Consider the following 21,268-nt stretch of genomic DNA (forward strand, 5'->3'; position numbering starts at 1 on the left):
CTCTCCCCCGGCCCCTCNCCCGCGAGGGGGGAGGGGAGTTCAGGCGACCGACGAGGTTTGATGGTGCTCGCGGGCACGATTTTGTGGATGCGCCGCTGGCGCGGTTTGAGTGAAGATGATGACGATGATGAGAAAACTGTTCGCCCTGCTGTCGCTTGTTCTGCTCGCTGGCTGTGCGGCGCCGCCCTTGCGTGGCACCGGCGACCTCGGGCTGGTGATCGAGCGCGCCAGCGGTCACGTCAGCCTGGTCAATACCAGTGCCGGCAAACCCTACGCGCGCATCGGCGGGCTCGGTGACCTGTCGCACGCTTCGGTCGTCTACTCGCGCGACGGTCGCTACGCCTACGTCTTTGGCCGCGATGGCGGACTGACGAAAGTCGATCTGCTTGAGGCGCGGATCGTCAAGCGCGTGCTGCAGTCGGGCAATGCCATTGGCGGTTCGATCTCGCAGGATGGCCGCATCGTCGTCGCGCAGAACTACAAGCCGGGCGGCATCAAGGCTTTCGACGCGGAGACCCTGGAACTGCTCTCCGAAGTGCCGGCGGAATACGCGCCGGGGAGTTTTTCCAAAGTGGTTGGCCTGGCCGACCTTTCCGGCAACCGCTTCGCCTATGCGCTTTTCGACGGCGGCGAGATCTGGGTCAGCGACTTCTCCGATCCCCGCCATCCGACCACTCAACGCTACCCGGCTGGCCTGCAGCCTTATGACGGGCTGGTGACCCCCGACGGGCGTTATTACCTGGCCGGGCTCTTCGGTGAGGATGGCGTGGCGCTGCTCGATACCTGGCAGCCGGAGAAGGGCTCGCGGCGGATTCTGGGCAACTACGGGCGCGGCGAAGAAAAAACTGCCGGTCTTCAAGATGCCGCACCTGCGCGGCTGGTCGATGGCGCAGGGCAAGGCCTATCTGCCGGCAATCGGCCGGCACGAGGTGTTGGTGGTTTCCGGCAGCGATTGGCAGGAAGTTGGCCGCATTGCGGTCAAGGGACAGCCGGTGTTCGTCATGGCGCGGCCCGATGGCCGGCAGGTGTGGGTCAATTTCGCCTTCCCCGACAACGGCTGGGTGCAGGTCATCGACACCCTGAGCGGCAAGGTGGTGCAGACCCTCGAACCGGGCAAGGCGATTCTGCATATGGAGTTCACGCCACGTGGCGAGCAGGTCTGGCTGTCCGCCCGTGACGACAACAAGGTGGTGATTTACGATACCGCGACGCTGACCCAGGTCGGCGAGTTTGCGGCGCAAGCGCCGAGCGGCATCTTCTTTACCAGCCGCGCGCAGCGCACGGGATTCTGAGATCGCAATGACCGACCAGGCGCTCGACTTTCGTTTGCTGAACGACTTCCAGAGGGACTTCCCGCTTTGCCCGGCGCCCTTCGCTGAACTGGCGGAGCGCCTTGGTGTGGCTGAGAACGCCGTCCTGCGCCTGCTCGAGACGCTGCGCCGCGATGGCAAGATCTCCCGCGTCGGCGCCGTCTTTGCGCCCAAGCGCATTGGCGCCAGCACCCTGGCGGCGATGGCTGTAGCGCCGGAGAAACTGGCCGCCGTCGCCGAGGCGGTCAATCGCTTTCCGGAGGTCAACCACAACTACGAGCGCGAGCATCGCTACAACCTCTGGTTCGTGGTCACCGCCGGTTCCGAAGGCCGCCTGCAGGCAGCTTTGGGGGCCATCGAGCAGGCGGCTGGCCAGCCGCTGCTGCGCCTGCCCTTGCTGCAGGAATTTCACATCGACCTCGGTTTTTCGCTCGACGGCAAAGGCAAGGAAGGCCTGCCGGCGCCGGTGCGCAGGCAGGCCTTCGTGGCGCCACGGCCGCTCGACGAGTTCGAACGCCGCCTGGTGATGGCCTTGCAGGAAGGCTTGCCGCTGTTCATGCGGCCGTTTTCGGTGCTCGCCAGTCGTGTCGGTTGTGAGGAGAGCGAAGTCCTTGAACGTATCCGTCGCTGGTGCGCCGAGGGCATCATCAAGCGCTTCGGCGTCGTCGTCCGCCATCACGAACTCGGCTACACCGCCAACGCCATGCTGGTGCACGACATCCCCGACGCGGCAGTCGCCGAGATGGGCGAAATCCTGGCCGGCGAACCGGGAGTGACCCTCTGCTATCAGCGTCCGCGGGTCTTGCCGGACTGGCCCTACAACCTGTTCTGCATGATTCACGGGCAGGTTCGCGCCGAGGTCGAGGCGCGCATCGCCGAGTTGCGCGCCCGCCTGCACCTCGAGGATTGCGCGCATGCCGTCCTTTTCTCGTTGACCCGCTTCAAGCAGGGCGGCGCGCGCTATGTCTGAGGCAGCCGGCATCGACACCATCGATCGGGCGATCATCGATTCGCTCCAGGGCGGCTTCCCGCTCTGCGAGCGGCCTTATGCCGCAGTCGCCGAGGCGCTGGGCATCGGCGAGGAGCAACTGCTCGAACGCTTGCAGGCGATGCTCGCGGCGCGCGTACTGACCCGCTTCGGGCCGATGTTTCAGGTCGAGCGCATGGGAGGCGCTTTCGTTCTCGCCGCGATGCGCGTTCCCGAAGCCGATTGGCTGCGCGTGCTCGAGGTGGTCAATGCTTTCCCGCAGGTGGCGCATAACTACCGCCGCGAAAGCGACCGCCACTGCGACTTCAATATGTGGTTCGTGCTGGCCACCGAAACGGCCGACGGCATTGCGGCCGCGGTACGCAGCATCGAGGAAGCCAGCGGTTTGCCGGTCTTCCCCTTTCCCAAGCTGCAGGAGTATTTCGTCGAGATGAAGCTGGCGGTGCGCACATGAGCGGCGCCCCGGCGCCCGCGGTCGACGCCATCGATCGCCGCCTGATCCTGGCCACGCAGAGCGGCCTGCCGCTCGTCGCCCGACCGTATCACCAGCTCGCTGAAGAAGTGGGCATTGCGCCGGAAGAGGTGATGGCGCGGCTGGCGAGCATGCTCGACAGTGGCGTCATTCGCCGCATCGGCGCCGTGCCCAACCACTACGCCATCGGCTACACCGCCAACGGCATGAGCGTCTGGGATGTCCCCGACGAGCGCATCGACGAACTCGGCGCGCGCATCGGTGCCCTCGATTTCGTCACCCACTGCTATCACCGTCCGCGCAAGTTGCCGGAATGGCCTTACAGCCTGTTTGCCATGGTGCATGGCAGTTCGCGTGCCGAAGTGCAGGCCAAGGTGGCCGAAATCGCCGCTCTTCTCGGTGCCGATTGCCGCGCTTACGACGTGCTTTTCTCGACCGCCATTCTCAAGAAGACCGGCCTCAGGATTGGCGGTTAAAGGGGGGGGGCCGGCCGCCGTCCGCCGTCCGCGACCTTACTTCTTCTTGCCCCCAAAGAGTCTGTCGAAAAAGCGTTCCGCTTCGTCGACCAGCGCGGCGCCGATGTCGTCGCTGTGACGCCTGAGGACATCGGCAGCGACATCGCTCAGGCTGATCGAGTAGCGCAGCTCATCCGCAGGCCCGCTGATGTGCACCGGTATCGGTAGGCCCTCCAGCGCGCGCAGCAACTTCGAGCTTTCGTCAGGATTGGCGGCCATCATCACGCGCAGCGTGTAATCGAGCTCGCTCGAGAGCAGGTCAAACTGACCATAACCGCCGAGCGCGAGCTTTGCCGCGGCGCCATCCAGATCATCATTGCGTGCCACGCCCGCAGCCAGTTTGACGGTGCCGCTGAGGTGCGACAGCCGGGTCACTCTGGACGTGTCGATCCGGCCCGACTGGCTGCCGCCGGCGTTGAGAATGTCTTTCACCTGGCCGAGGACGTCCGCCAGGTCGATGCCGACCAGCGCCACCTCGCGCAGTGCGAAGCCTGCCGTCCCCTGCGCCGCACGGGTCAGCTCGGCGCGCGACTGGCCACTGCTCGACAAGGCCAGGTCCACATTGCCGCGGCCTGCGAGATCGCTGCGACCGAGTGCGGCGCGTGCCAGGGCACCGAAGTCGACATCGTTCAGCGCCAGCTTCATGCTTAGCTGTGGGCCCTGACCCTGGCCCTGGCCCTGACCCGTTGCGCCATGGGTGTTCTGTGCGGCGAGGGTCAACTCGCCGTCCGCCTGACCACCGTAGAGGCGTGCGCTCAGCGGGGCGAGTGTGGCGCGACCGTCGGCGCTGTGCACACGGGCGTGCACAGCCGTCGCCTCGATGCCGCCTGCCTGTAGCTGCGCGATCTGCAGCTGGCCGTCGAGGCGCAGCGTGTGTAAGCCGGCCAGGTCGAAGGCGGGTTCGGCCGCAGCCGAGGCCGGGGCCGAGGCCGGGGCCGGCCTGGGTGTTGGCGCCGCCGCGGCAGTCCGCAGGATGGGCAGCGCCGCGCGGCCGGGCCGGGCCTGTCCGGGCTCGCTGCCTGCGGCGGGCGCGGCGGCTGCCGGTTTCGCTCCGGCGGCCGCCTTTCCTGCGACCGGCTGGGCGAGCGGCAGGTAAGCGTCCAGATTGAGTCGATCGGCCTGCAGGTCGAAGCCGACTTCCGGCTGTGCAAAGTTCGTCAGCTCGATGCTGGCCTCGAAACGGGCATCGCTGCCCTGCGCGGCCAGCTGCAGGCTGGCGCGTTCGTGCCTGGTATCGAGCGTCAGGGCGCCGGACAGGGGCAGGCGTGCCTGCCCTCCGGGCAAGCGCGGGTCTTCGCGGGCGATCTCGGCGTCGAAGCGCGGCAGGCTCAGCAATTGCCCGTCGAAGGCGATCTCTTCCGCACTGGCCGCGAAGGTCCAGGCGTCGGTGGCGGGTTCGCCGTCGGTCTGGACACTGACTTCGACTTGCGCGGCGCTGAAGGTTTCGCCCTGGTGCGACAAATGTCTGGCGCTGAGCGCTGCCCGCCAGGGCTGTCTATCGTGCCCATCGCGCCTGCCGGTGAAGCCGAGCTTGAAGTCGCTGGCGGCCAGCGCCGGCCGCGCAGCGCTCATGTCAATGTCTACGCGGGCCGTGACTTCGATCTCGCCGAGCACTTCGGGCTGGCTCATCAGCGCGACCTGTGCCTTCAGCCCCAGCGGCAGTTGCGTCTTCGCCGCCAGGCGGCCGGTTTCGAGATGGATCGCCGAGAGCACGATCGTCTTGCCGTTGACGGCATTGTGCACGGTGAGGGCAGCATCGCTGAGCAGCAACTGTTCGATTTCCCAGCGGGTCTCGCGGTTGGCCGCCGCGGTGGTGGCGGGGACGGCGGCGTCCGCGCTGGCCACGCTGCTCCCGCTGCTTCCGCTGGCCCCGCTGCTCACCTCGTCCATCTCGGCGGCGCTACTGTGCTTGTCCGGCAGCGTCATCGTCGCCCGCGCTTCGCGCAGCTGCAGCGACTCGATGACGACTTCCTGCCACAGCAAGGGGAGCAGGGCGACTTCCATGCGCGCCGACGAAAAGCTGAGGAACTCGGCTTCGTTGTCGCGGGCCGACAAACTGCTCGCCGGCAGGTCGACGGCCAGCCTGGGGAAGAACGACAGCGCCAGATCGCCGTTCAGGTGCAGCGTACGACCACTGTGCGTCCTCACCGCTGCTTCGATTTCCGGCTTGTAGCGATTGATATCGAAGAGCGCGATGGCGAGGGCCATGGCCAGCGCCAGGAGCGCCGCCGCCGCGGCAGCGCCGACCAGCAGGCGCCGCCGCCCGGCAGCTAGCGGCGGCTGCGCCTGCGCTGCGGGTGCGCCAGTACTGCCTGGATCTGCGCTCACCGCCAATCCGGGTGCTCAGCCAAGTACATGGTAGCCGCCGTCGACATAGGTGGTGTCGCCGGTGATCAGCTTCGCATAGTCGGTGGCCAGGAAGGCGGTCGCCATGCCCACGTCCTCGATGCTCACCAGCACGCGCGACGGTGCGCGTGCAGCGGCTTTCTCCATCAATTCGTCGAAACGGCCGATACCCGACGCTGCGCGGGTGGCGATCGGGCCGGGCGAGATCGGGTTGACGCGAATGCCCTTGGGACCCAGCTCTGCCGCCAGGTAGCGCGAGGTCGCCTCGAGGGCGGCTTTCACCGGCCCCATCACGTTGTAGTTCTCGACGACTTTCTCGGCGCCGAAGTAGCTCATGGTAAACAGCGTGCCGCCGTTCTTCATCAGCGGTTCGGCGAGCCGCGCCATGTGGATGAAGGAATGGCAGGAGACATCCATGGCCATCAGGAAGCCTTCGCGCGAGCAGTCGGTGACGCGGCCATGCAGGTCTTCGCGCGGCGCAAAGGCAATCGAATGCAGCGCGAAGTCAAGCTCGCCCCACTCTTTTCCGATGGCCGCGAAGACGGCTTCCAGTTGGCCTTCCTCGCGCACGTCGCAAGGCAGATAGAGAGCCGGCGGAACATCGAGTGCCTGCGCCAGTGGTTCGGTGAACTTGCGCGACTTCTCATTCAGATAAGTGATGCACAGCTCGGCGCCGAGCCCGCGAAAGGCCTGCGCGCAGCCCCAGGCGATCGACTGGTCGTTGGCGATGCCGAGGACGATCCCTTTCTTTCCGGCCAATGGTTGCTCCCCCAGGTCGCGCTGATGGCGCAGCTTTTCGAGCAGTCGGGTGTTGGTTGCTTGATCGGTCATTGCTGACTCCTTTTCTGAAAGCACGTCGTCGGCATGACGACAGGCATGCCTAGTTGCAGGGCATCAGCCATGATCCTACCACCGCCGGCCTCCGTCATTGCGAGGAGGCGCAGCCGACGCGGCAATCCAGAGGTTTGGCTTTTCATGTGTTCAGTGTTCACGATGTCAATGGGGCGATGCGGCGGGAAATAGTAAGAGGATGGAACTGGATTGCCGCGTCGGCTGCGCCTCCTCGCAATGACGTGGGGGGCTGGTGTGGCGCCGCGTTCACCTCTGATCACTCACCACTCACCATTCGCCATTCGCGACAGGCCGGGTTTGCCATCAATGCAAAACTCGCGCCAGCGACTCACGAAACTCCCTTCTCCCTCGCGGGAGAAGGGTCGGGGAAGGAGGGGGGTACGGTCATCGCACTCATCGCCCGGGGCGCCTCGATTGTCATCACCGTGAATATCCGACTGTCGACAACGCTCGCTGTCGGCGACGACGCTGCTTTTTTCACCAAGGAAAGCAAGCGCTGGTCGAGGACGACCGATGGAGCGACAACCGTGAGCGTCCATTTTTTCGTGATCCGCCCCAGTATTCCTCCACCTCAGCGGCCGTCCTGTGCAATCGGCTGGCAGCGCTGCGCCATCACCGGGCCAAGGATCCTGCGCTATCGCCCGTGCTTGTCGTCCGCAACGAAGAAGCAGATGAGCCAGGCAGCGGCTGGTCACGAATCTCCCTTCTCGCCCGGGCGCGAAAGGCAGCGACTGCAGTTCATCACGCAGCGCCTCAAACGTAAATCTTCGTGACTCGACTTCATGACGCAGAGAGTCAGCAGTGAATCTCCACGACTCAACTTTATGATGCAGAGAAATCAGCAGTGAGTCGCAAAGACCAAACTTTATGACTGAGAGAGTGAGCGGGAAGTCGCAAAGATCCAGCACCATGATTCAGAGAGTCGGCTGGAAATCGCAAAGAATCAACTGCATGACGCAAAGAATCAGCGGTGAATCGCAAAGACGCAAGCTCATGACGCAGAAAATCAGCAGTGCGCCGCAAAGATGCAAAGTCATTCCTCCCGGAGTCGGCACGGCTCGTCGAAGGCTTGCCGTAAAGCTTCCGAGGCGTACGCGCCGGCTGGCGCCGATCGGATCCCGCCTTGCCGCGGCCAGCCTGAAACCGGCCATTGAACAGGCTCAGCGAACCGAAAGCAGCCATTGGTCAGCGCGCGTCAAAGCGCAAGAAGCGTAGCTTGAGATGACGACGTCCATGTCACCATGCTGGGGCCCTCATTACGATGACATCCGAGTGCCGAAGCGCTGCTCTGCAAGGCAGTGAACTTTTTACCACCGCCTTCGTTCCCACATGCAACCCTTGACCGGACGAGGCGTGATACGGTCTACTTCAGCCCCAGCAACCCGTCGCTTGCCGCTCGCCCCGGCAGCTTAAGCCCCGGCAGGAACATCACGCAAGAAAGCCAGAAATCCGTCCAACAACACAGGGTTACTTCCATGAAAGCAAACACTATCGTTCTCGCACTTACCGCCGCGCTCACGATTGCGAGTACCAATGCACAGGCAGACAGTTCCAGGGAAGCCATGAAAACGAAGGCGGCATCGATACCGGACAAAGTCCAGACAGTAGCCGGTGAGCTGACATTCTTCGACGGCGTACCGACAGGCAAGACCAACGATCTGGTCTATGACTATCTGGACCGCTCGCGTGCACTCGGGGTCTATCTCGACAATGTCGGCGCCGTATCGATCTACAGCGTACTCTTGGGGATGGCGCAGCAAGGCGCAGACGCACCCAACAAGATCGCGATTTGGGAACAGCTGATGGATTCCCGGACGCCGGTCATTACGTCCAACACGTCAACGATGTATGCCTACGCCCCCACGGACCTGGCCAACGATGGCCCGACGGTCATCGAAATCCCGCCCGGCATGCTGGGCTTTCTCGATGATGCCTGGCAGCGCTTTGTCGGCAACATGGGTGTCACCGGGCCGGACAAGGGCAAGGGCGGCAAATACCTCGTCCTGCCTCCAGGCTACAAGGGCAAGGTGCCAGATGGGTATTTCCTGCTGAAGCCTTCAACCAACAAGAACTTCCTCTTTCTGCGGGGTTCGATCAAGGATGGCCTGACGGCAGCGGTCGATAATTTCAAATCCGGGCTGCGGATTTATCCGCTGAAGGATGCCGCCAATCCGGCGCCGACTCAGTTCATCAACATGTCCGGCAGATCGTTCAGCACCATCTTTCCGAGCACTTTGGAATATTTCGAGATCTTGAACACCATCGTTCAGGAAGAGCCGATTGATGCAGTCGGGCCGGAGGTTCGCGGTTCCATGAGTGCCATTGGTATCGTCAAAGGCAAGCCATTCAATCCCGATGACAGGATGAAGAAGTTGCTTGCCGAGGCAGCAACGCTTGGCAATGCTGCTGGGCGCGCCATCACTTATGACCCACGCATTGGGGGGGTGTACATCTATCCCGATACGAAGAGCAACTGGGTTACAGCCTATGCGAACAAGAACACTTCGTTCGAAGCGGACGGCACGATGAACCTCGATGCGCGAGTGCTGTTCTACTACAACGCCGGTGGTGTGACGCCGGCCATGGCGACGACCCATGTCGGTGAGGGTTCTGATTACGCCTTGGCCTTTCTGGACGGCGACGACAAGCCTTTCGATGGTTCGAAGGCTTACAAGCTGCACTTGCCTCCCGACGTGCCGGTCAACAACTTTTGGGCGGTCACGATGTACGACACCCAGACGCGCACACAACTACAGACCAGCCAATTGTTTCCAACGGTTGGCAGCCTGACCAAGGGGATGAAGAAGAATGCCGACGGTTCCTACGACGTCTATTTCGCGCCGGAAGCGCCTAAGGGCATGGAAGGCAACTGGCTGCAGTCGGTACCGGGCAAGAGTTGGTTCGTCATCTTGCGCATGTATGGTCCGCTTGAGCCCTGGATCAACAAGACCTGGAGACCAGGCAACATCGAATTGGCCAATTAAACCGTTCGCGTGTTCTGTCCTGCCGATTCGCTCCTTGAAAAGCTTCGTCGACCTTGTTTACGTAGAGCGGGACACAACGCCAGCCATCGAGGCCACTTAATGACCGCCTTTGGCATGTCGGTCTTTTTTGCGAGCGGCCGCTCTGACGCCGCTCGGCCGGCTGCAAAGGGTCGAAAGGGTGAGTAGCGCTCTTCGCCAAGCGGTCGCCCGTAGTCGTCGGCGCAGACTGACTCTTCCCGCGACCCCGGTCGAACGTTGGCAATGCGCAGTACAGACGACGCTCAAGGTACATGCTCCCATATCCCGCAGTGGCCGACGCGGAGTCTTGGCGCGGACCACGCACCTGTCTCCTTTAAGCCGTGGCGCGGGCTTTCACGTCATCCTTGAGGTCGCAGCCTTTCGACCCGTTCTCGCCGACCAACGGCAACAATCGGCTGTACAGACTCGGCTGCCGCGCTTTTCCTCTGGGCCGTCGCCGGGTTGTCGTGGCGTTGCCGTGGCCAGAGGCGTTCGCCTGAGTGATGGGTAGGCCACGACTACGGGTCGTTGGCAACGGCCGCTCAGCCTGCACGATGTCGGCTGGCGGCATGCGCCGCGACGACGACTCGCGTTTGGGCAGGCGACGCTCGACATCGCCCGATGAATCGGGTGCCTACGAGCGCTTTGGCGTGTCTTCTGAATCGCGCGCGGGGGTGCCGTGGCCGCCGTTCTTCCCGGCACGATGATCCCTCCGACTACCGTCGTCATGCCGGTGGGAAACGCTGTGGCTTGACGATGCGCTGACCATTCATGGCAACTCTGCTGTTACAGAGCCGTTGAAAGTTCACGCGAGCTTCGTCGGCGCCAGCCGCATGACATCGTTCGCCGCATGACATCTTTCCTTCGCCGCCGCCATCTCTCGTGAGCGAGCTATTTGTCGAGGGACGGGGGGGGCACCGCCCGGCACGGTCGCTGCCGCGCTCGCTGCCGCTGGGGGCCTTCCTGGTGGCGATCCTGGTGCTGTCACCGGAAGGCATGGCGGCGGTCAAGTCGGCGTTGGACAACCAGCTGCAGCGCACGATGAATATTGCCCTGGGTTCGGCGCTGTCCACCATCGGCCTGACCATTCCCGCGATCCTCGCCATCAGCCTGTTCACTGGCAAGACGGTGGAACTGGGGCTGGAAAATGCCGAGGCCTGCCTGTTGCTGATCACCTTGCCGGTGTCGGTGGTCAACATTCAGAGCGGGCGTACCAACATGCTGCAAGGGGTCGTTCACCTGGTCCTCTTCCTCACCTATGTCGTGCTGATTTTCGACTGACGGTCATGAACGTCATGAGTGCGCCCCTCTTTTCCGACCCTTCTCCCGCAAGCGGAGCAGGGAGACTCGTGAGTCGCTGATGCGCTTTTTGGGCATGCCTTTGCGATTCCAGCGCCCGCCAAAACGTTCGGCGGCCTCTCGGGAAAGGGCCAATGCCGCGAAGCGGGCGTGGTCAGTAGCCGCCACACCGTGAGGATCAGGCGAAGATGCCGTGCTCGATTCGGCCCGGGGTGTCGAGGACGCTTTCCGTGCCAATGTCGGTGTCGAGTAGAGAAAGTGGCGTGGCGCCTGAGCATGCGGCATTAGGCGACTTCAGCCAGTCCAGAGCACGCTCGATGGCGCCAAACACCTCGTCCGCACGCTTGACCACCCGGGCGAGCTGCAGCAGCTTGGCGGATTCCTCGCTGTTCAGTGTTCCCTCCTTCTTGCGCCGCGTCAGGGTGCGGTCCGGGATAGCCAGTGCCGTCGCCAGCTCGGATTGAGAGATCGCCAGGGTCGTCGCCAGGGAATCTACGGCAGCCGAGGGAATTCCCTGCCGGATGAGTGACACCCATTGCAGGGGGGGACGTGGTTTGGCAGGCAAAGCTTCCTTGTCGCCGAGCAGATCTTCGAGCGAAAGAGCGAGGGTCATGTCGTCACTCCGAGTGCTGCCATATGGCGGTAAGTATATTCAATTCTGGCGCTTTCCCGCTGGCGACCAGCTGCTGGCCGAGCTCGGCTTGACCAGCGCGCGCTGGCAGGTGCTCGGCGCCGTCGCCTTGTCAGGGGCGCCACAACCGGTAGCCAGCATAGCGCGCAACATGGGCCTGACGCGTCAGGCGGTACAGCGGGTGGTCGCTAGACGCAAAGGCAAGCAAGGCTTGAATGTGCTCCCGATGCCACCATCTAGCAGCCATTGATCCTGGAGCGCTGCCGCCATGAACGCATCGAAAATAGTTGTCTGCCCGCATTGCCACCGGCCGAACCGGCTGCCTGAAGCGCGCCTCGGCGAGCAGGGCCGCTGTGGTCACTGTCAGTCACCACTTTTTGACGGTACGCCGACGACGCTCACCGCGGCCAGTTTCGACCGCCATATTGAACGCTCTGAATTGCCGATCCTGGTCGACTTCTGGGCCCCCTGGTGCGCTCCGTGCCGAGCCATGGCGCCAGCGTTCGCGGCGGCTGCGCAGCAACTGGAACCTGCCGCTCGCCTGGCCAAGGTCAACACCGAGGAAGAGCAGGCGCTTGCTGCTCGCTTCGCCATCCGCTCGATTCCAACGCTGGTGGTGTTCAGGAAGGGCAGGGAGGTCGCTCGTCAGGCCGGGGCGATGGATGCAGCGAGCATTGTTCGCTGGCTGCGCTCGCTGCGCTGAGGCGGCTGTCAGCGGCTGTCAGCGGCTATCCGCCGCTATTCGCCGCCATACGCTGGCGCTGCCTGATGTCGGGCCAGTAGTCGTGCAGGGTCGATCTGGTGATGGCGAAGCCGGGACGGGAAGGCTGCCGGGCTGCGTCGGTCGCTGTCTTGCGGAGCGCTGCCCGCACGCCTCCGCCGGTCAATCAATCTTCGCTGCGGGTGCTGCGCGGTTTGACGAGCGCTTCGTAGTAGGCGAAGGCCTCGCGGATGTGCTCGCGCAATTGATTATCCTCCCAGGGCTTGGTCAGGAACTTGTAGATCGCTCCCTGATTGACGGCATCGATCACCGAGTCAAGCTGGGTGTAGCCGGAAATGACCAGGCGCACGGTGTCCGGATGGAGAAGTTTTACCCGGGCCAGGAACTCCGTGCCACTCATCTGCGGCATGCGCTGGTCGGAGAGGATCACCTGCACAGCGTTGCTGGCCAATAACACCAGGCCATCTTCTGCGCGCTCTGCAGTCAGGACGCGGTAGCCTTGTCCGCGCAGCACCCTGCGCATCGCCGACAGGATGTTCGCTTCGTCGTCCACCACCAGCAAAGTACGCTGGTCAGTTGGCGCATTGGCGATCGCCAGCGATCGACCCTCAGTGATCAGACGAGCGAAATCGTCCGCGGCAACGGGTTTGCTGAACAGATAGCCCTGCATCTGGTCGCAACGGTGCTGTCGCAGATAACCCAGTTGCGCGTCGGTTTCGACGCCTTCGGCAACCACCTTCAATTGCATGCGATGCGCCAGAGCGATCACCGAGGTGGCGATATTGGCCGCCTTGGGGTCGGTGACGATGTCGTTGACGAAAGCGCGATCGATCTTGAGTTCGTGGACCGGGAAGCGAGTGAGGTAGCTGAGACTGGAATAGCCGGTACCGAAATCATCCAGCGACAAGCCCACTCCCAGCGCTCTGAGGCTGTGCAGTCGCTCGATGGCCTGCTCCGGTGCCGCCATCAGCATGCTCTCGGTCAGTTCGAGCGCGAGCATTTGCGGATCGACGCCGTGGCGGCGCAAGGCTGCGGTGAGTGTCGATTCCAGGTCGCCGCTGGCGAACTGTCGGGCCGAGACGTTGACCGCCACTTTCACGGCCGGCAAGCCGGCGTCGGCCCAGGCGCGGATCTGACGACAGGTCTCGTCGATCACCCAGGCGCCGATCGGGACGATCAGGCCGCTGCGCTCGGCCAAGGGAATGAAGCTGGCCGGCGGCACCAGGCCAACGCCGGGTCGCTGCCAGCGCAGCAGCGCTTCGGCGCCAACGACCAGCCCCGTCGCCAGGTCCACCTTCGGCTGGTAGTGAAGGCGCAATTCGTCCTGGCTCAACACGCGTCGCAGCGCATTTTCCATTTCCAGGCGTTCGAGCGCACCCTGCCCAAGCTCACCGGTGTACAGGGCGCATTGATTGCCGCCGCGATCCTTGGCGCGCTGCGTCGCTGCGCTTGCGCTGCGCAGCATGTCGTTGGCCGTCGCCCCGTCCTGCGGAAACACACTGATGCCGATGCTGGCACGCACATAGGCTTCGTGCCCGTCGCTCAGCGCGAAGGACGCGGTGAGCGTGGCGAGCAGGTCGCGGGCGGTGTTTTCTGCATTTTCGGCAGCCTTTGTGCCTTCCAGGACCGCAGCGAACTCGTCGGCTGCCAAGCGTCCAAAGCTGTCCTCATCGCGCAGGCGCCCCTTCAGGCGAGCGGAAACAGCCAGCAACAATTCATCGCCGAGGGTGTGGCCCAGGCTTTCGTTGACTCGCTTGAACTGATCCAGGTTGATGAGCAACACGGCCACCATGCTGTTCTCTCTCTCGGCGTGGTTAAGCCCGTGCTGCAACAGCGAGCGCAACAGCAGGCGATTCGGCAGGGCGGTCAAGGGATCGAAATGGGCCAGGCGCTCGATCATTTCTTCACTGCGCTTGAGCTGGGTGAGGTCGGTGAAAACGGCTACGTAGTGGGACGGGCAGCCCGCTTCATCCTTGACGACGTTCAGCGTCGCCCACTGCGGATAGATTTCGCCGCTCGCGCGGCGGTTCCACATTTCTCCCTGCCAATGTCCGCTCTGCAGCAGGCCGGTCCACAGTGCCTGGTAGAAGGCGCGATCATGTCGTCCCGATTGCAGCAGACGCGGGTTCCGGCCGATCACCTCCGGTGCAGCGTAGCCGGTGATCGCGCAGAACGCCGCGTTGACGCTGATGATGGCGCCCGTCAGGTCGGTGATGATGACGCCGTCGCGGGTGCTTTCCAGGGCGGCGGCATGCAGCCGTTGGCGTTCGGTAAACTCGCGCTCGACGGTCAGGTCGCTCCAGCTGCCCATCACTTCAATCGCTTGGCCGCGGCTATCCTTGATCACCCGCAGGTCGTCGCGCAGCCAGCGGACCGCGCCCTTGGCATCGTGGAAACGGTACTCGTGCGTCAGCGAGCCGCGGCGCAGCAGATCGGTCTGTACCGCGAGCACGCGCGCACGGTCGTCGGCATGCAGGTGCGCGAGCCACCAGTCCGGCGCCAGGCAGTCGGCGGGCGTATAGCCCATGACGCGGTTGATATTGTCGCTGACCCACGTTGGCGACAGTTCTTCGCCGTCCACCCGCAGTGCGTAGAGGATCGTCGGACTGGCCGCCAGCAGATACGTGAAACGGGTCGTGCTCTGGCGCAGGCGCGACTGTTCACGCCGCAGTTGGACCAGCGTGTGCGCGTTCTCCAGGATCGTCGGCAGTCTCTCGATGTAGCCGCCCTTCTTGACGACGTAATCTTCGAGGCCAAGGCGCAAGGCGGCGGCGACGACGTCTTCATCTCCGTGGCCGGTCACCAGCACGATCGGCAGGTCGAGCCCGCGCTGATTGCGGAGCGTCTTGGCCACTTCCAGCGCGTTCAGGACCGGCAGCCGGTAATCGAGCATCAACAGGTCATAGTCCGGGGCTTCGCCGCCGTGCTGCGGCAGGCGCTTGAGCACCTCCTCGCCGTCGGGCACGACATCGATCCGGAACTGCGGCGCGTGCTCGGCGAAATGGCGCAGCGTGAGATCGATGTCGAAGCGGCTGCGTTCGGCGTAGAGCACGCGAAGAGGCCGTTGCTTGCGTGCCCAGACGCTACGGAAACGTTCGAGGGCGCCCGACAAGACGCGCGCCAGGCGATCGGCGTAGTCGCCATGCTTGCCCAGGTAGTCGTCCGCTCCGGCCTTCAGCGCGGCCAGGGCAGAAGCCTCATCGCCGAAGCTGGTGAGGACGACGAAGGCATACGGCAAGCCTTGTGTACGCACATGCGCCAGCAGGTCGAGGCCACTCCCGTCCGGCAGTTGGAGGTCGGCGAGAATCACGTCGATGCTCGGCGCAGCAGCCCGCAGGCGCTCAATGGCGGCGCCGACGGTGGCCACGATCTCAAGCACCGTGTCGGGCGCGCTGCGGGCAAGTGCGCGGCGACCCAGATCGGCGTCGACCGCGCTATCCTCCAGATACAGTACACGGCCAGGCGCTGTATTCATTGATGGCTCCATTGCCCGCTTCAGCGCGGCGCCGTGTTCAACATGCACCAGTACATCTCGACCTGCGCCGCGACATCGATGAATTTGCCGAAGTCGACCGGTTTGACGATGTACGAATTGGCCCCCAGGCTGTAAGCCGCCGCGATGTCCATTTCTTCTTCCGAAGTGGTCAGAACGACCACCGGGGTTTTCCGGCTGACCGCATGCGACTTCAATCGAGCCAGCACCTCCAGGCCGTCGATTCGCGGCAGCTTGAGGTCAAGCAGAATCAACAGCGGCAGCGTTTCTCCGGCCTCCCAGCGGGGAATCCAGGCGACCGCCTCCTCGCCATCGCGCGCTACGTGCACCGGATTGGCCAGGCGCCGCTTGGCAAAGGCGCGCAGCGTCAAATCGACGTCGGCCGGATTATCCTCGACGAGGAGGATCGGTCGGTTGAAGTCCACAGCATTCATACGGAAACCTCCAGATGCAACGTCGTCGCCAAGGTCGGCGTGCGCTTTGCCCAGCCTCTGATTCTTGTGTCTTACGTCGCCTCGCGGAACATGGCCAGTCCGACGCCGGGGCAAACCTGCCGCTCGTTTCGGTCAGGCCCGCTTCCACCCGTTTCCACCTGCTTCCACCCCTTCACCACTTTACGATAAAGGATTGACGAAGGGAACCGGCATTTTGTCCGGCTCTACCCTTTCCGGGCCAGACCACGGCAAGCCGGCGATGGCGGCCGCTGGCATCAGCGCGGCAATTCGAGATAGAAAGTAGCGCCCTGACCGGGAGCACTCTCGGCCCAGATCCGCCCGCCCATCCGTTGCGCGGCCTTGGCGACGATGGCCAGTCCGACACCGGTTCCGGCATAGTCTTCGGCGCGCTGCAAACGCTGGAAAATCTCGAAAATGCGATCGTGAAACTGCATGTCGAAGCCGATACCGTTGTCCTTGAAGGCGAGGAGGACCGCGTGCTCGCTCTGGCGAGCACTGATCGTCAGGGTGGGTGGCTGACGGTTGGCGGCGAATTTGAGCGCGTTGTCCACCAGATTGCGCAAAATCATGGTCAGGCCCTCCGCGTCGCCGTGCGCCGTCAGCCCGTGCAATGCCACGTCGACAACCGCGCCGCTCGCCTCGATGTCGGCGCGACGGGCCTCCAGGACGAGGGCCAACTGGCTCGACAAGTCGAGTGTCTGTCGATGCAGGCTCTGCCGCTCCATGCGCGAATAGGCCAGGAGATCCTCGATCAGACGGGTCATCTGCGCGACCCCCTGGCGCACATTGCCGAGAAACACTCGCCCTTCTTCGTCGAGCAGGCGGTCATGGTTTTCGAGCAGCAGTTGGCTGTAACCGTCGATACCGCGCAACGGGGCTTTCAGATCGTGCGACACGGAATAGGTAAAGGTCTGCAGGGCCTTGTTCGCCGAGGCCAGTTCAGCCGTACGCTGGCGTACGCGCTCTTCCAGTTCGCTGTTGAGTTGGCGGATTTTGTCCACCATGTCCTTGTGTTCCGTGACGTCACGGGACACCAGCACTACCCGCTCGACGCGGCCATCGGCTGCTCGAATCACACCATACTGCGATTCGATGTCACGGCTACTGCCGTCCGCCAGCACGACGCGGAAGCTGCCGCGCCGACCGGCGCCGGTTTCTATGGTCTGCCGAAAGCCCTGGCGCACGCGCTCCCGGTCATCCGGATGAATGTTGGCGAAGGCGTCGCTTCCCTTCAGATCTGCCGACTCACCAAACAGCGTACGGTAGGCCGGGCTGTTGTAGAGGTGGCGTCCTTCGAGATCGAGCACGCTCACCATGTCGCCGATGTTCTCGGCAATCAGGCGGAAGAACTGCTCCTGTTCGCGCAAGCTGGCCTCGGCCTGCTTGAGCGCGGTGATGTCGCGGATCATGGCGAGCGGACTACCGTTGGGCATCGTCGTGGCGATCACGTCGGCCACGAAAGTCGAACCGTCCTGGCGCTGGAACTGCCACTCCCGGTGGTAGTCAGCTTTCGCCCTGATGGCGTCCAATGCAGGAGCGATATGGGAGTGCTCGGCGGCCACGACAAGGGCGGAGGCGTGCAGACCATTCAGTGCCTCGCGCGTGTACCCGAGCATCCGACAGAGGGCCGGATTGGCGTCGCGGTAGTAGCCTCCTGGTCGGTGATAACGATGCCGTCCGGCGCATATTCGAACAGCGTGCGGTAGCGTGCCTCGCTGATCGCCAGCAACAAACGGTCCTGGTGTTCGCGGGTGATATCGCGAACGACGGCGATGAACGGGCCGTCATTGGGTAAACGGGCGAGCCGGGCCTCGAAGTGGTGCACGGCGTCGCCGATCGCTAAGTCGTAGTCGTAGGTAGCCAAGCCGCCCCGTTCGCGGATCTCTGCCATCTTGCGCTCGGCCATGGTGCCAATTTCAGCGGGCAAGATGTCCTGCATGCGCTTGCCGAGGAAGGCCTCGGGCGGCAGGTAGAGGTCGGCGCTTCGCCGGGCGCGGTAGTCGCTGATGGTGCCGTCCGTGTCGATCAGGAAGAACAGGTCGGGCAGGGCCTGGAAAACGGAATCGAGCAGGAGTTCACCCTGTCGCGCCGAGGCCTCGGCAAGCTTGCGTGCGGTGATGTCCTCGGAGAAAACGATGATGCCGCCGACCGTGCCGTCGGCGGCGTGCCAGGGGCGCACCTCCCAGCGCAGCCATTGAGCGCTGCCATCGTAGCGCTCGAAACGATCTTCGTCGGCACGCACCACCTCGCCAGCCATGGCCCTGCGATGGACGTCCTTCCACACCTCCGTTATCTCGGGAAAAATCTCGTAATGCGATCGGCCGACAATGGCGCAGTCTGCCAGTCCATAGTCCTCCAACCAGCGGCGGCTGACCGACAGATAGCGCATCTGGCGGTCGAACATGGCCAACGCGGCCGGCGCATGGTTGATGAACATGCGTAGTTTCTCGTCACTTTCGCGAAGCGCTGCTTCGGCCAGCTTGCGATCGGTGATGTCCTCGATCACCGCGATAAAGTACTTCGGTGCTTCGTCGCTGGCGCGCAGCAGGGCGACGGTCAACCTGATCCAGACCACCGCCGCGGACTTGTGCAGGTAACGCTTCTCAAGGGTGTAGGTTTTCCTGGTTGCCGCCAGCACTTCCCCGACCAGTTGCAGATCGCTCGCCAGGTCGTCGGGATGGGTGATATCTTGAAAACTGAGTTGCAGCAGTTCCTCGCGGCTGTAGCCTACGATGTCGCAAAGCCGCTGGTTGACCTCAAGCCAGCTGCCGTCCGGGGGCGACCTGCGCGATGCCGACGGCGGCTTGCGCGAAGGTTGCCCGGAACGATTCTTCGCTTTCGTGCAGTGCCGCGGTGCGTATCCGGACCTGACGGCGAAGCAGAAACACGAAAAAAAATTGCCAGAGCCAGCGTGCCTGCGGTCCCCATCAAGGCCCAAGCGACCCACGTCGGCAAGGTCGCCACCTGGCCGATGCCCAGCCAGCGATCGAGCGACTCGAAATAGACCGTGTCGCTCCGATCGAGCAGCGCTTCGAGGTGGCGGTCGAGTGCCCTGATGATCACGGGATTGGCTTCCAGCGGTGCGGCATAGCGGACCGAGATCGGGTTGAAGACGATGCCGGTGGACTCGACTTGGTAGGCGGCCGAATGCAGCGTGCCGAAAACGCGGCTGACGACGCCAGCGTCAGCGTCCCCGGCAGCAACCATGGCCAGGACCTGTTCATAGTTGTCGGCAGGAACCGGGACGATAGGCACGCCCAAGTTGGCGACCAGCTTGCTCAGCTCGTCGCTATGCGTCGCCCCAGGGATGAGCGCGACACGCTTGTCCTTCAGCGCCAGAAGCGACTGGATCTTGCTGCCTGGCGTGGCGTAGACGACGCCCCAGTTGCTGAGCAAGGTCTGCCGGCTAAATTGAAATCGCTCGGCGCGTTCAGCGGTATAGGCGATGCCGGTCAGCAGGTCGATCTCGCCGCGCTCGAGCATGCCGTAGATCGCCTGCCAGTCGTCGTGCACGAACTCCAGCCGCCAGCCCTCTTGTTCGGCAGCGTATTTCAAAACGTCGATGGCGATGCCGTTCATTTCGCCGCTCGAATCGCGGAAGGCGATCGGTGGATTGCTGCCGACGCCGACACGCAGGGTCCTTGGTTCGGCGTGCGCCGGCGCGGCGAAAACGGCCAGCAGCAGTGCCGCGACGAGCAACGCTGCCGCCTTGCTCCTGAGTCGCGCACCGAGCGGCGTCAGCGGGTGCAGCAGGCCTTGGAAGAACTCGAAGAGACGATCGTGAAAGCGCATGTCAAAGCCGATCCCGTTGTCCACCAGATTACGCAGCACCATGCTCAGTCGTCGCGTCGGCGTAAGCCTCAGTCCGCTCAAGTTCCTCTCGACGATCACCCCTCGCGCCTGCAGCTTACGCCTTTACAGTCGGGAATAGGCGGGCAGGTCTTCAATCAGAGGGGCACTATGCGCGGCAGCGTTGCGCAACTTGGCGAGGAGCAGGCAGCCCTCTTCACCCAAGTCGGCGTAGTGACTGTCCAGTGGCGGCGGCTGTCGCCGTCGATGCCGTGCCGCGGCGACTCGAGAGCGTGCGCGACGGGATAGGTGGAGGTCTGCAATTCCTCGTTGGCAGTTCCCGGTTCGGCTATGCGCCTCTGCGCGAGCTCTGCCGGCGCCGGAGCGCTGCGTTTGGCAACAGTCGTCGCGATTTCTCGGCACGCATCCTGCGGCTGGCAAGCGCTTCGCATTTCTTCGTTTGTCGCAATCTTCATTGCTGCAGCTCTGCAGCGTTGTAATATGCGCAACGAAAACCGTTGCTCAAGACGGGCTTTCTTGCCACCATTTGCTGGTCTCAACTCTGGAGGAGTAAAAGAATGAAAAAAAGCCCTGCTGCTGTCAGCGCTCCTGGCGCTCTCGTCTGTTGGTGTTTCGGCCAAGGAGTGGAAGGAAATTCGCATGGCCTCCGAAGGCGCCTACCCGCCGTTCAATGAAGTGTCTGCCGATGGCGCCTTGAAGGGTTTCGACATTGACATCGGCAACGCCGTGTGCGCGGAGATGAAGGCCAAATGCACCTGGGTGAAGCAGGAATGGGACGGCATGATCCCCGCCCTGATGGCGCGCAAGTTCGACGCCATTGTTGCCTCGATGTCGATCACTGCGGAAAGAAAAGCCAAGGTCGACTTCACCCACAAGTACTACGCCTCGCCGGTTGTCCTGATTGCCAAGGATGGCTCACCGCTGCGACCGGAGCTGGCCTCCCTGAAGGGCAAGAAGATTGCTGTTCAGCGCGGCACTGTTTCCGACAACTTCGCCACCAAATACTGGGATGGCAAGGGTGTGGAAGTGGTTCGCTACGGCAAGCAGGATGAAGCCTACCTGGACCTCAAATCGGGCCGCGTCGATGCCAGCTTTGTCGACTACTGGGAAGCCTATGGTGGTTTCCTGACCCAGCCTGAGGGTTCTGGCTACGCGGTTGCTGGTGATCAGTATTTCGGCAAGAACGCCGAAGAGCGCGCGGTCATCGGTGAAGGGATCGGCATCGCGATCCGCAAGAAGGACAAGGAACTCAAGGAGCAGCTCAACAAGGCACTGGATGCGGTACGTGCCAATGGCAGCTATGACGAGATCCGCAAGAAGTACTTCCCGATGGATATCTACGGCCAGTGATGTCTCGCTGTGAAGCGCCGGCCG

Annotated in this window: 16 protein-coding genes and 2 pseudogenes; 10 read left to right on the plus strand and 8 right to left on the minus strand. The window is 63.4% G+C overall.

Annotated elements, in window-relative coordinates:
* Window positions 1-127 precede the first annotated feature (127 nt).
* The 4 genes and pseudogenes from E4Q23_RS13930 to E4Q23_RS13945 all read left to right on the plus strand — a co-directional run bounded on the left by E4Q23_RS13930 (window position 128) and on the right by E4Q23_RS13945 (window position 3,246).
* Window positions 128-1,292: pseudogene (locus E4Q23_RS13930) on the plus strand (cytochrome D1 domain-containing protein).
* Window positions 1,293-1,299: 7 nt separating this feature from the next.
* Window positions 1,300-2,280, plus strand: coding sequence for an AsnC family transcriptional regulator (locus E4Q23_RS13935; RefSeq protein WP_169067190.1), 981 nt, complete (start codon window positions 1,300-1,302; stop codon window positions 2,278-2,280).
* Window positions 2,273-2,752, plus strand: coding sequence for an Lrp/AsnC family transcriptional regulator (locus tag E4Q23_RS13940; protein WP_169067191.1), 480 nt, complete (start codon window positions 2,273-2,275; stop codon window positions 2,750-2,752). Before E4Q23_RS13935 ends, E4Q23_RS13940 begins: the two co-directional genes overlap by 8 nt.
* Window positions 2,749-3,246 carry an AsnC family transcriptional regulator gene (locus E4Q23_RS13945; RefSeq protein ID WP_169067192.1) on the plus strand — a complete coding sequence of 166 codons (498 nt, stop codon included), beginning with the start codon at window positions 2,749-2,751 and terminating at the stop codon, window positions 3,244-3,246. Before E4Q23_RS13940 ends, E4Q23_RS13945 begins: the two co-directional genes overlap by 4 nt.
* Before the next feature lie 36 nt (window positions 3,247-3,282).
* Here E4Q23_RS13945 and E4Q23_RS13950 read toward each other — a convergent pair whose 3' ends face one another.
* Window positions 3,283-5,613, minus strand: coding sequence for an AsmA family protein (locus E4Q23_RS13950; RefSeq protein WP_169067193.1), 2,331 nt, complete (start codon window positions 5,611-5,613; stop codon window positions 3,283-3,285).
* A gap of 15 nt (window positions 5,614-5,628) precedes the next feature.
* Window positions 5,629-6,462: an enoyl-ACP reductase FabI gene (gene fabI, locus E4Q23_RS13955; protein WP_169067194.1), complete on the minus strand. Its 834-nt coding sequence runs from the start codon at window positions 6,460-6,462 to the stop codon at window positions 5,629-5,631.
* A gap of 53 nt (window positions 6,463-6,515) precedes the next feature.
* Here fabI and E4Q23_RS13960 point away from each other — a divergent pair, with 53 nt between their 5' ends.
* From E4Q23_RS13960 to E4Q23_RS13970, 3 genes are all read left to right on the plus strand, one after another.
* On the plus strand, window positions 6,516-7,256 hold the full coding sequence (locus E4Q23_RS13960) for a hypothetical protein (protein WP_169067195.1): 741 nt from the start codon (window positions 6,516-6,518) through the stop codon (window positions 7,254-7,256).
* A 702-nt stretch (window positions 7,257-7,958) separates the two neighbouring features.
* Entirely contained in the window at window positions 7,959-9,467 is a 1,509-nt protein-coding gene (locus E4Q23_RS13965; protein WP_169067270.1) for a DUF1254 domain-containing protein, read from the plus strand.
* Window positions 9,468-10,367: 900 nt separating this feature from the next.
* Window positions 10,368-10,766 carry a hypothetical protein gene (locus E4Q23_RS13970; RefSeq protein ID WP_336511692.1) on the plus strand — a complete coding sequence of 133 codons (399 nt, stop codon included), beginning with the start codon at window positions 10,368-10,370 and terminating at the stop codon, window positions 10,764-10,766.
* A 196-nt stretch (window positions 10,767-10,962) separates the two neighbouring features.
* On the opposite strand, the gene parS is transcribed toward E4Q23_RS13970, so the two are convergent.
* On the minus strand, window positions 10,963-11,397 hold the full coding sequence (gene parS / locus E4Q23_RS13975) for a type II RES/Xre toxin-antitoxin system antitoxin (protein ID WP_169067196.1): 435 nt from the start codon (window positions 11,395-11,397) through the stop codon (window positions 10,963-10,965).
* Here parS and E4Q23_RS13980 point away from each other — a divergent pair.
* Window positions 11,396-11,602 (plus strand): annotated as a pseudogene (locus tag E4Q23_RS13980) (hypothetical protein); the annotation flags it as partial. The gene parS and the pseudogene E4Q23_RS13980 overlap by 2 nt on opposite strands.
* Window positions 11,603-11,683: 81 nt before the next feature.
* Window positions 11,684-12,118: a thioredoxin TrxC gene (gene trxC / locus E4Q23_RS13985; protein ID WP_169067198.1), complete on the plus strand. Its 435-nt coding sequence runs from the start codon at window positions 11,684-11,686 to the stop codon at window positions 12,116-12,118.
* A gap of 184 nt (window positions 12,119-12,302) precedes the next feature.
* Here trxC and E4Q23_RS13990 read toward each other — a convergent pair whose 3' ends face one another.
* From E4Q23_RS13990 to E4Q23_RS23935, 5 genes are all read right to left on the minus strand, one after another.
* Window positions 12,303-15,611 (minus strand): EAL domain-containing protein, encoded by a 3,309-nt coding sequence (locus E4Q23_RS13990; RefSeq protein WP_169067199.1) that lies wholly within the window; start codon window positions 15,609-15,611, stop codon window positions 12,303-12,305.
* 20 nt (window positions 15,612-15,631) lie between these two features.
* The gene (locus tag E4Q23_RS13995; RefSeq protein ID WP_169067200.1) at window positions 15,632-16,063 is read right to left on the minus strand and encodes a response regulator; all 432 of its coding nucleotides are present in this window, start codon (window positions 16,061-16,063) and stop codon (window positions 15,632-15,634) included.
* A gap of 275 nt (window positions 16,064-16,338) precedes the next feature.
* Entirely contained in the window at window positions 16,339-17,700 is a 1,362-nt protein-coding gene (locus E4Q23_RS14000) for a sensor histidine kinase (RefSeq protein WP_169067201.1), read from the minus strand.
* Complete coding sequence (locus tag E4Q23_RS23925) at window positions 17,673-18,818, minus strand: PAS domain S-box protein (protein WP_336511697.1); 1,146 nt, start codon at window positions 18,816-18,818, stop codon at window positions 17,673-17,675. The genes E4Q23_RS14000 and E4Q23_RS23925 overlap by 28 nt, the downstream gene beginning before the upstream one ends.
* Window positions 18,812-19,918 carry a transporter substrate-binding domain-containing protein gene (locus E4Q23_RS23935; RefSeq protein WP_248595457.1) on the minus strand — a complete coding sequence of 369 codons (1,107 nt, stop codon included), beginning with the start codon at window positions 19,916-19,918 and terminating at the stop codon, window positions 18,812-18,814. The genes E4Q23_RS23925 and E4Q23_RS23935 overlap by 7 nt, the downstream gene beginning before the upstream one ends.
* Window positions 19,919-20,470: 552 nt before the next feature.
* On the opposite strand from E4Q23_RS23935, the gene E4Q23_RS14010 reads away from it, so the two are divergent.
* Window positions 20,471-21,244, plus strand: a complete 774-nt coding sequence (locus E4Q23_RS14010; RefSeq protein ID WP_169067272.1) for an ABC transporter substrate-binding protein — start codon at window positions 20,471-20,473, stop codon at window positions 21,242-21,244.
* The last annotated feature ends 24 nt before the right edge of the window (window positions 21,245-21,268 follow it).

Source organism: Candidatus Accumulibacter phosphatis, from assembly GCF_012939955.1.
Lineage (GTDB): Bacteria > Pseudomonadota > Gammaproteobacteria > Burkholderiales > Rhodocyclaceae > Accumulibacter > Accumulibacter delftensis.

Bases quoted from the DNA above. Each gene is read 5' to 3' on its own strand.
- E4Q23_RS13935 (WP_169067190.1), top strand. From the start codon at position 1,300: ATGACCGACCAGGCGCTCGACTTTCGTTTGCTGAACGACTTCCAGAGG.
- E4Q23_RS13940 (WP_169067191.1), top strand. From the start codon at position 2,273: ATGTCTGAGGCAGCCGGCATCGACACCATCGATCGGGCGATCATCGAT.
- E4Q23_RS13945 (WP_169067192.1), top strand. From the start codon at position 2,749: ATGAGCGGCGCCCCGGCGCCCGCGGTCGACGCCATCGATCGCCGCCTG.
- fabI (WP_169067194.1), bottom strand. From the start codon at position 6,462: ATGACCGATCAAGCAACCAACACCCGACTGCTCGAAAAGCTGCGCCAT.
- E4Q23_RS13965 (WP_169067270.1), top strand. From the start codon at position 7,959: ATGAAAGCAAACACTATCGTTCTCGCACTTACCGCCGCGCTCACGATT.
- parS (WP_169067196.1), bottom strand. From the start codon at position 11,397: ATGACCCTCGCTCTTTCGCTCGAAGATCTGCTCGGCGACAAGGAAGCT.
- trxC (WP_169067198.1), top strand. From the start codon at position 11,684: ATGAACGCATCGAAAATAGTTGTCTGCCCGCATTGCCACCGGCCGAAC.
- E4Q23_RS13990 (WP_169067199.1), bottom strand. From the start codon at position 15,611: ATGAATACAGCGCCTGGCCGTGTACTGTATCTGGAGGATAGCGCGGTC.
- E4Q23_RS13995 (WP_169067200.1), bottom strand. From the start codon at position 16,063: ATGAATGCTGTGGACTTCAACCGACCGATCCTCCTCGTCGAGGATAAT.
- E4Q23_RS14000 (WP_169067201.1), bottom strand. From the start codon at position 17,700: ATGCTCGGGTACACGCGCGAGGCACTGAATGGTCTGCACGCCTCCGCC.
- E4Q23_RS23935 (WP_248595457.1), bottom strand. From the start codon at position 19,918: ATGGTGCTGCGTAATCTGGTGGACAACGGGATCGGCTTTGACATGCGC.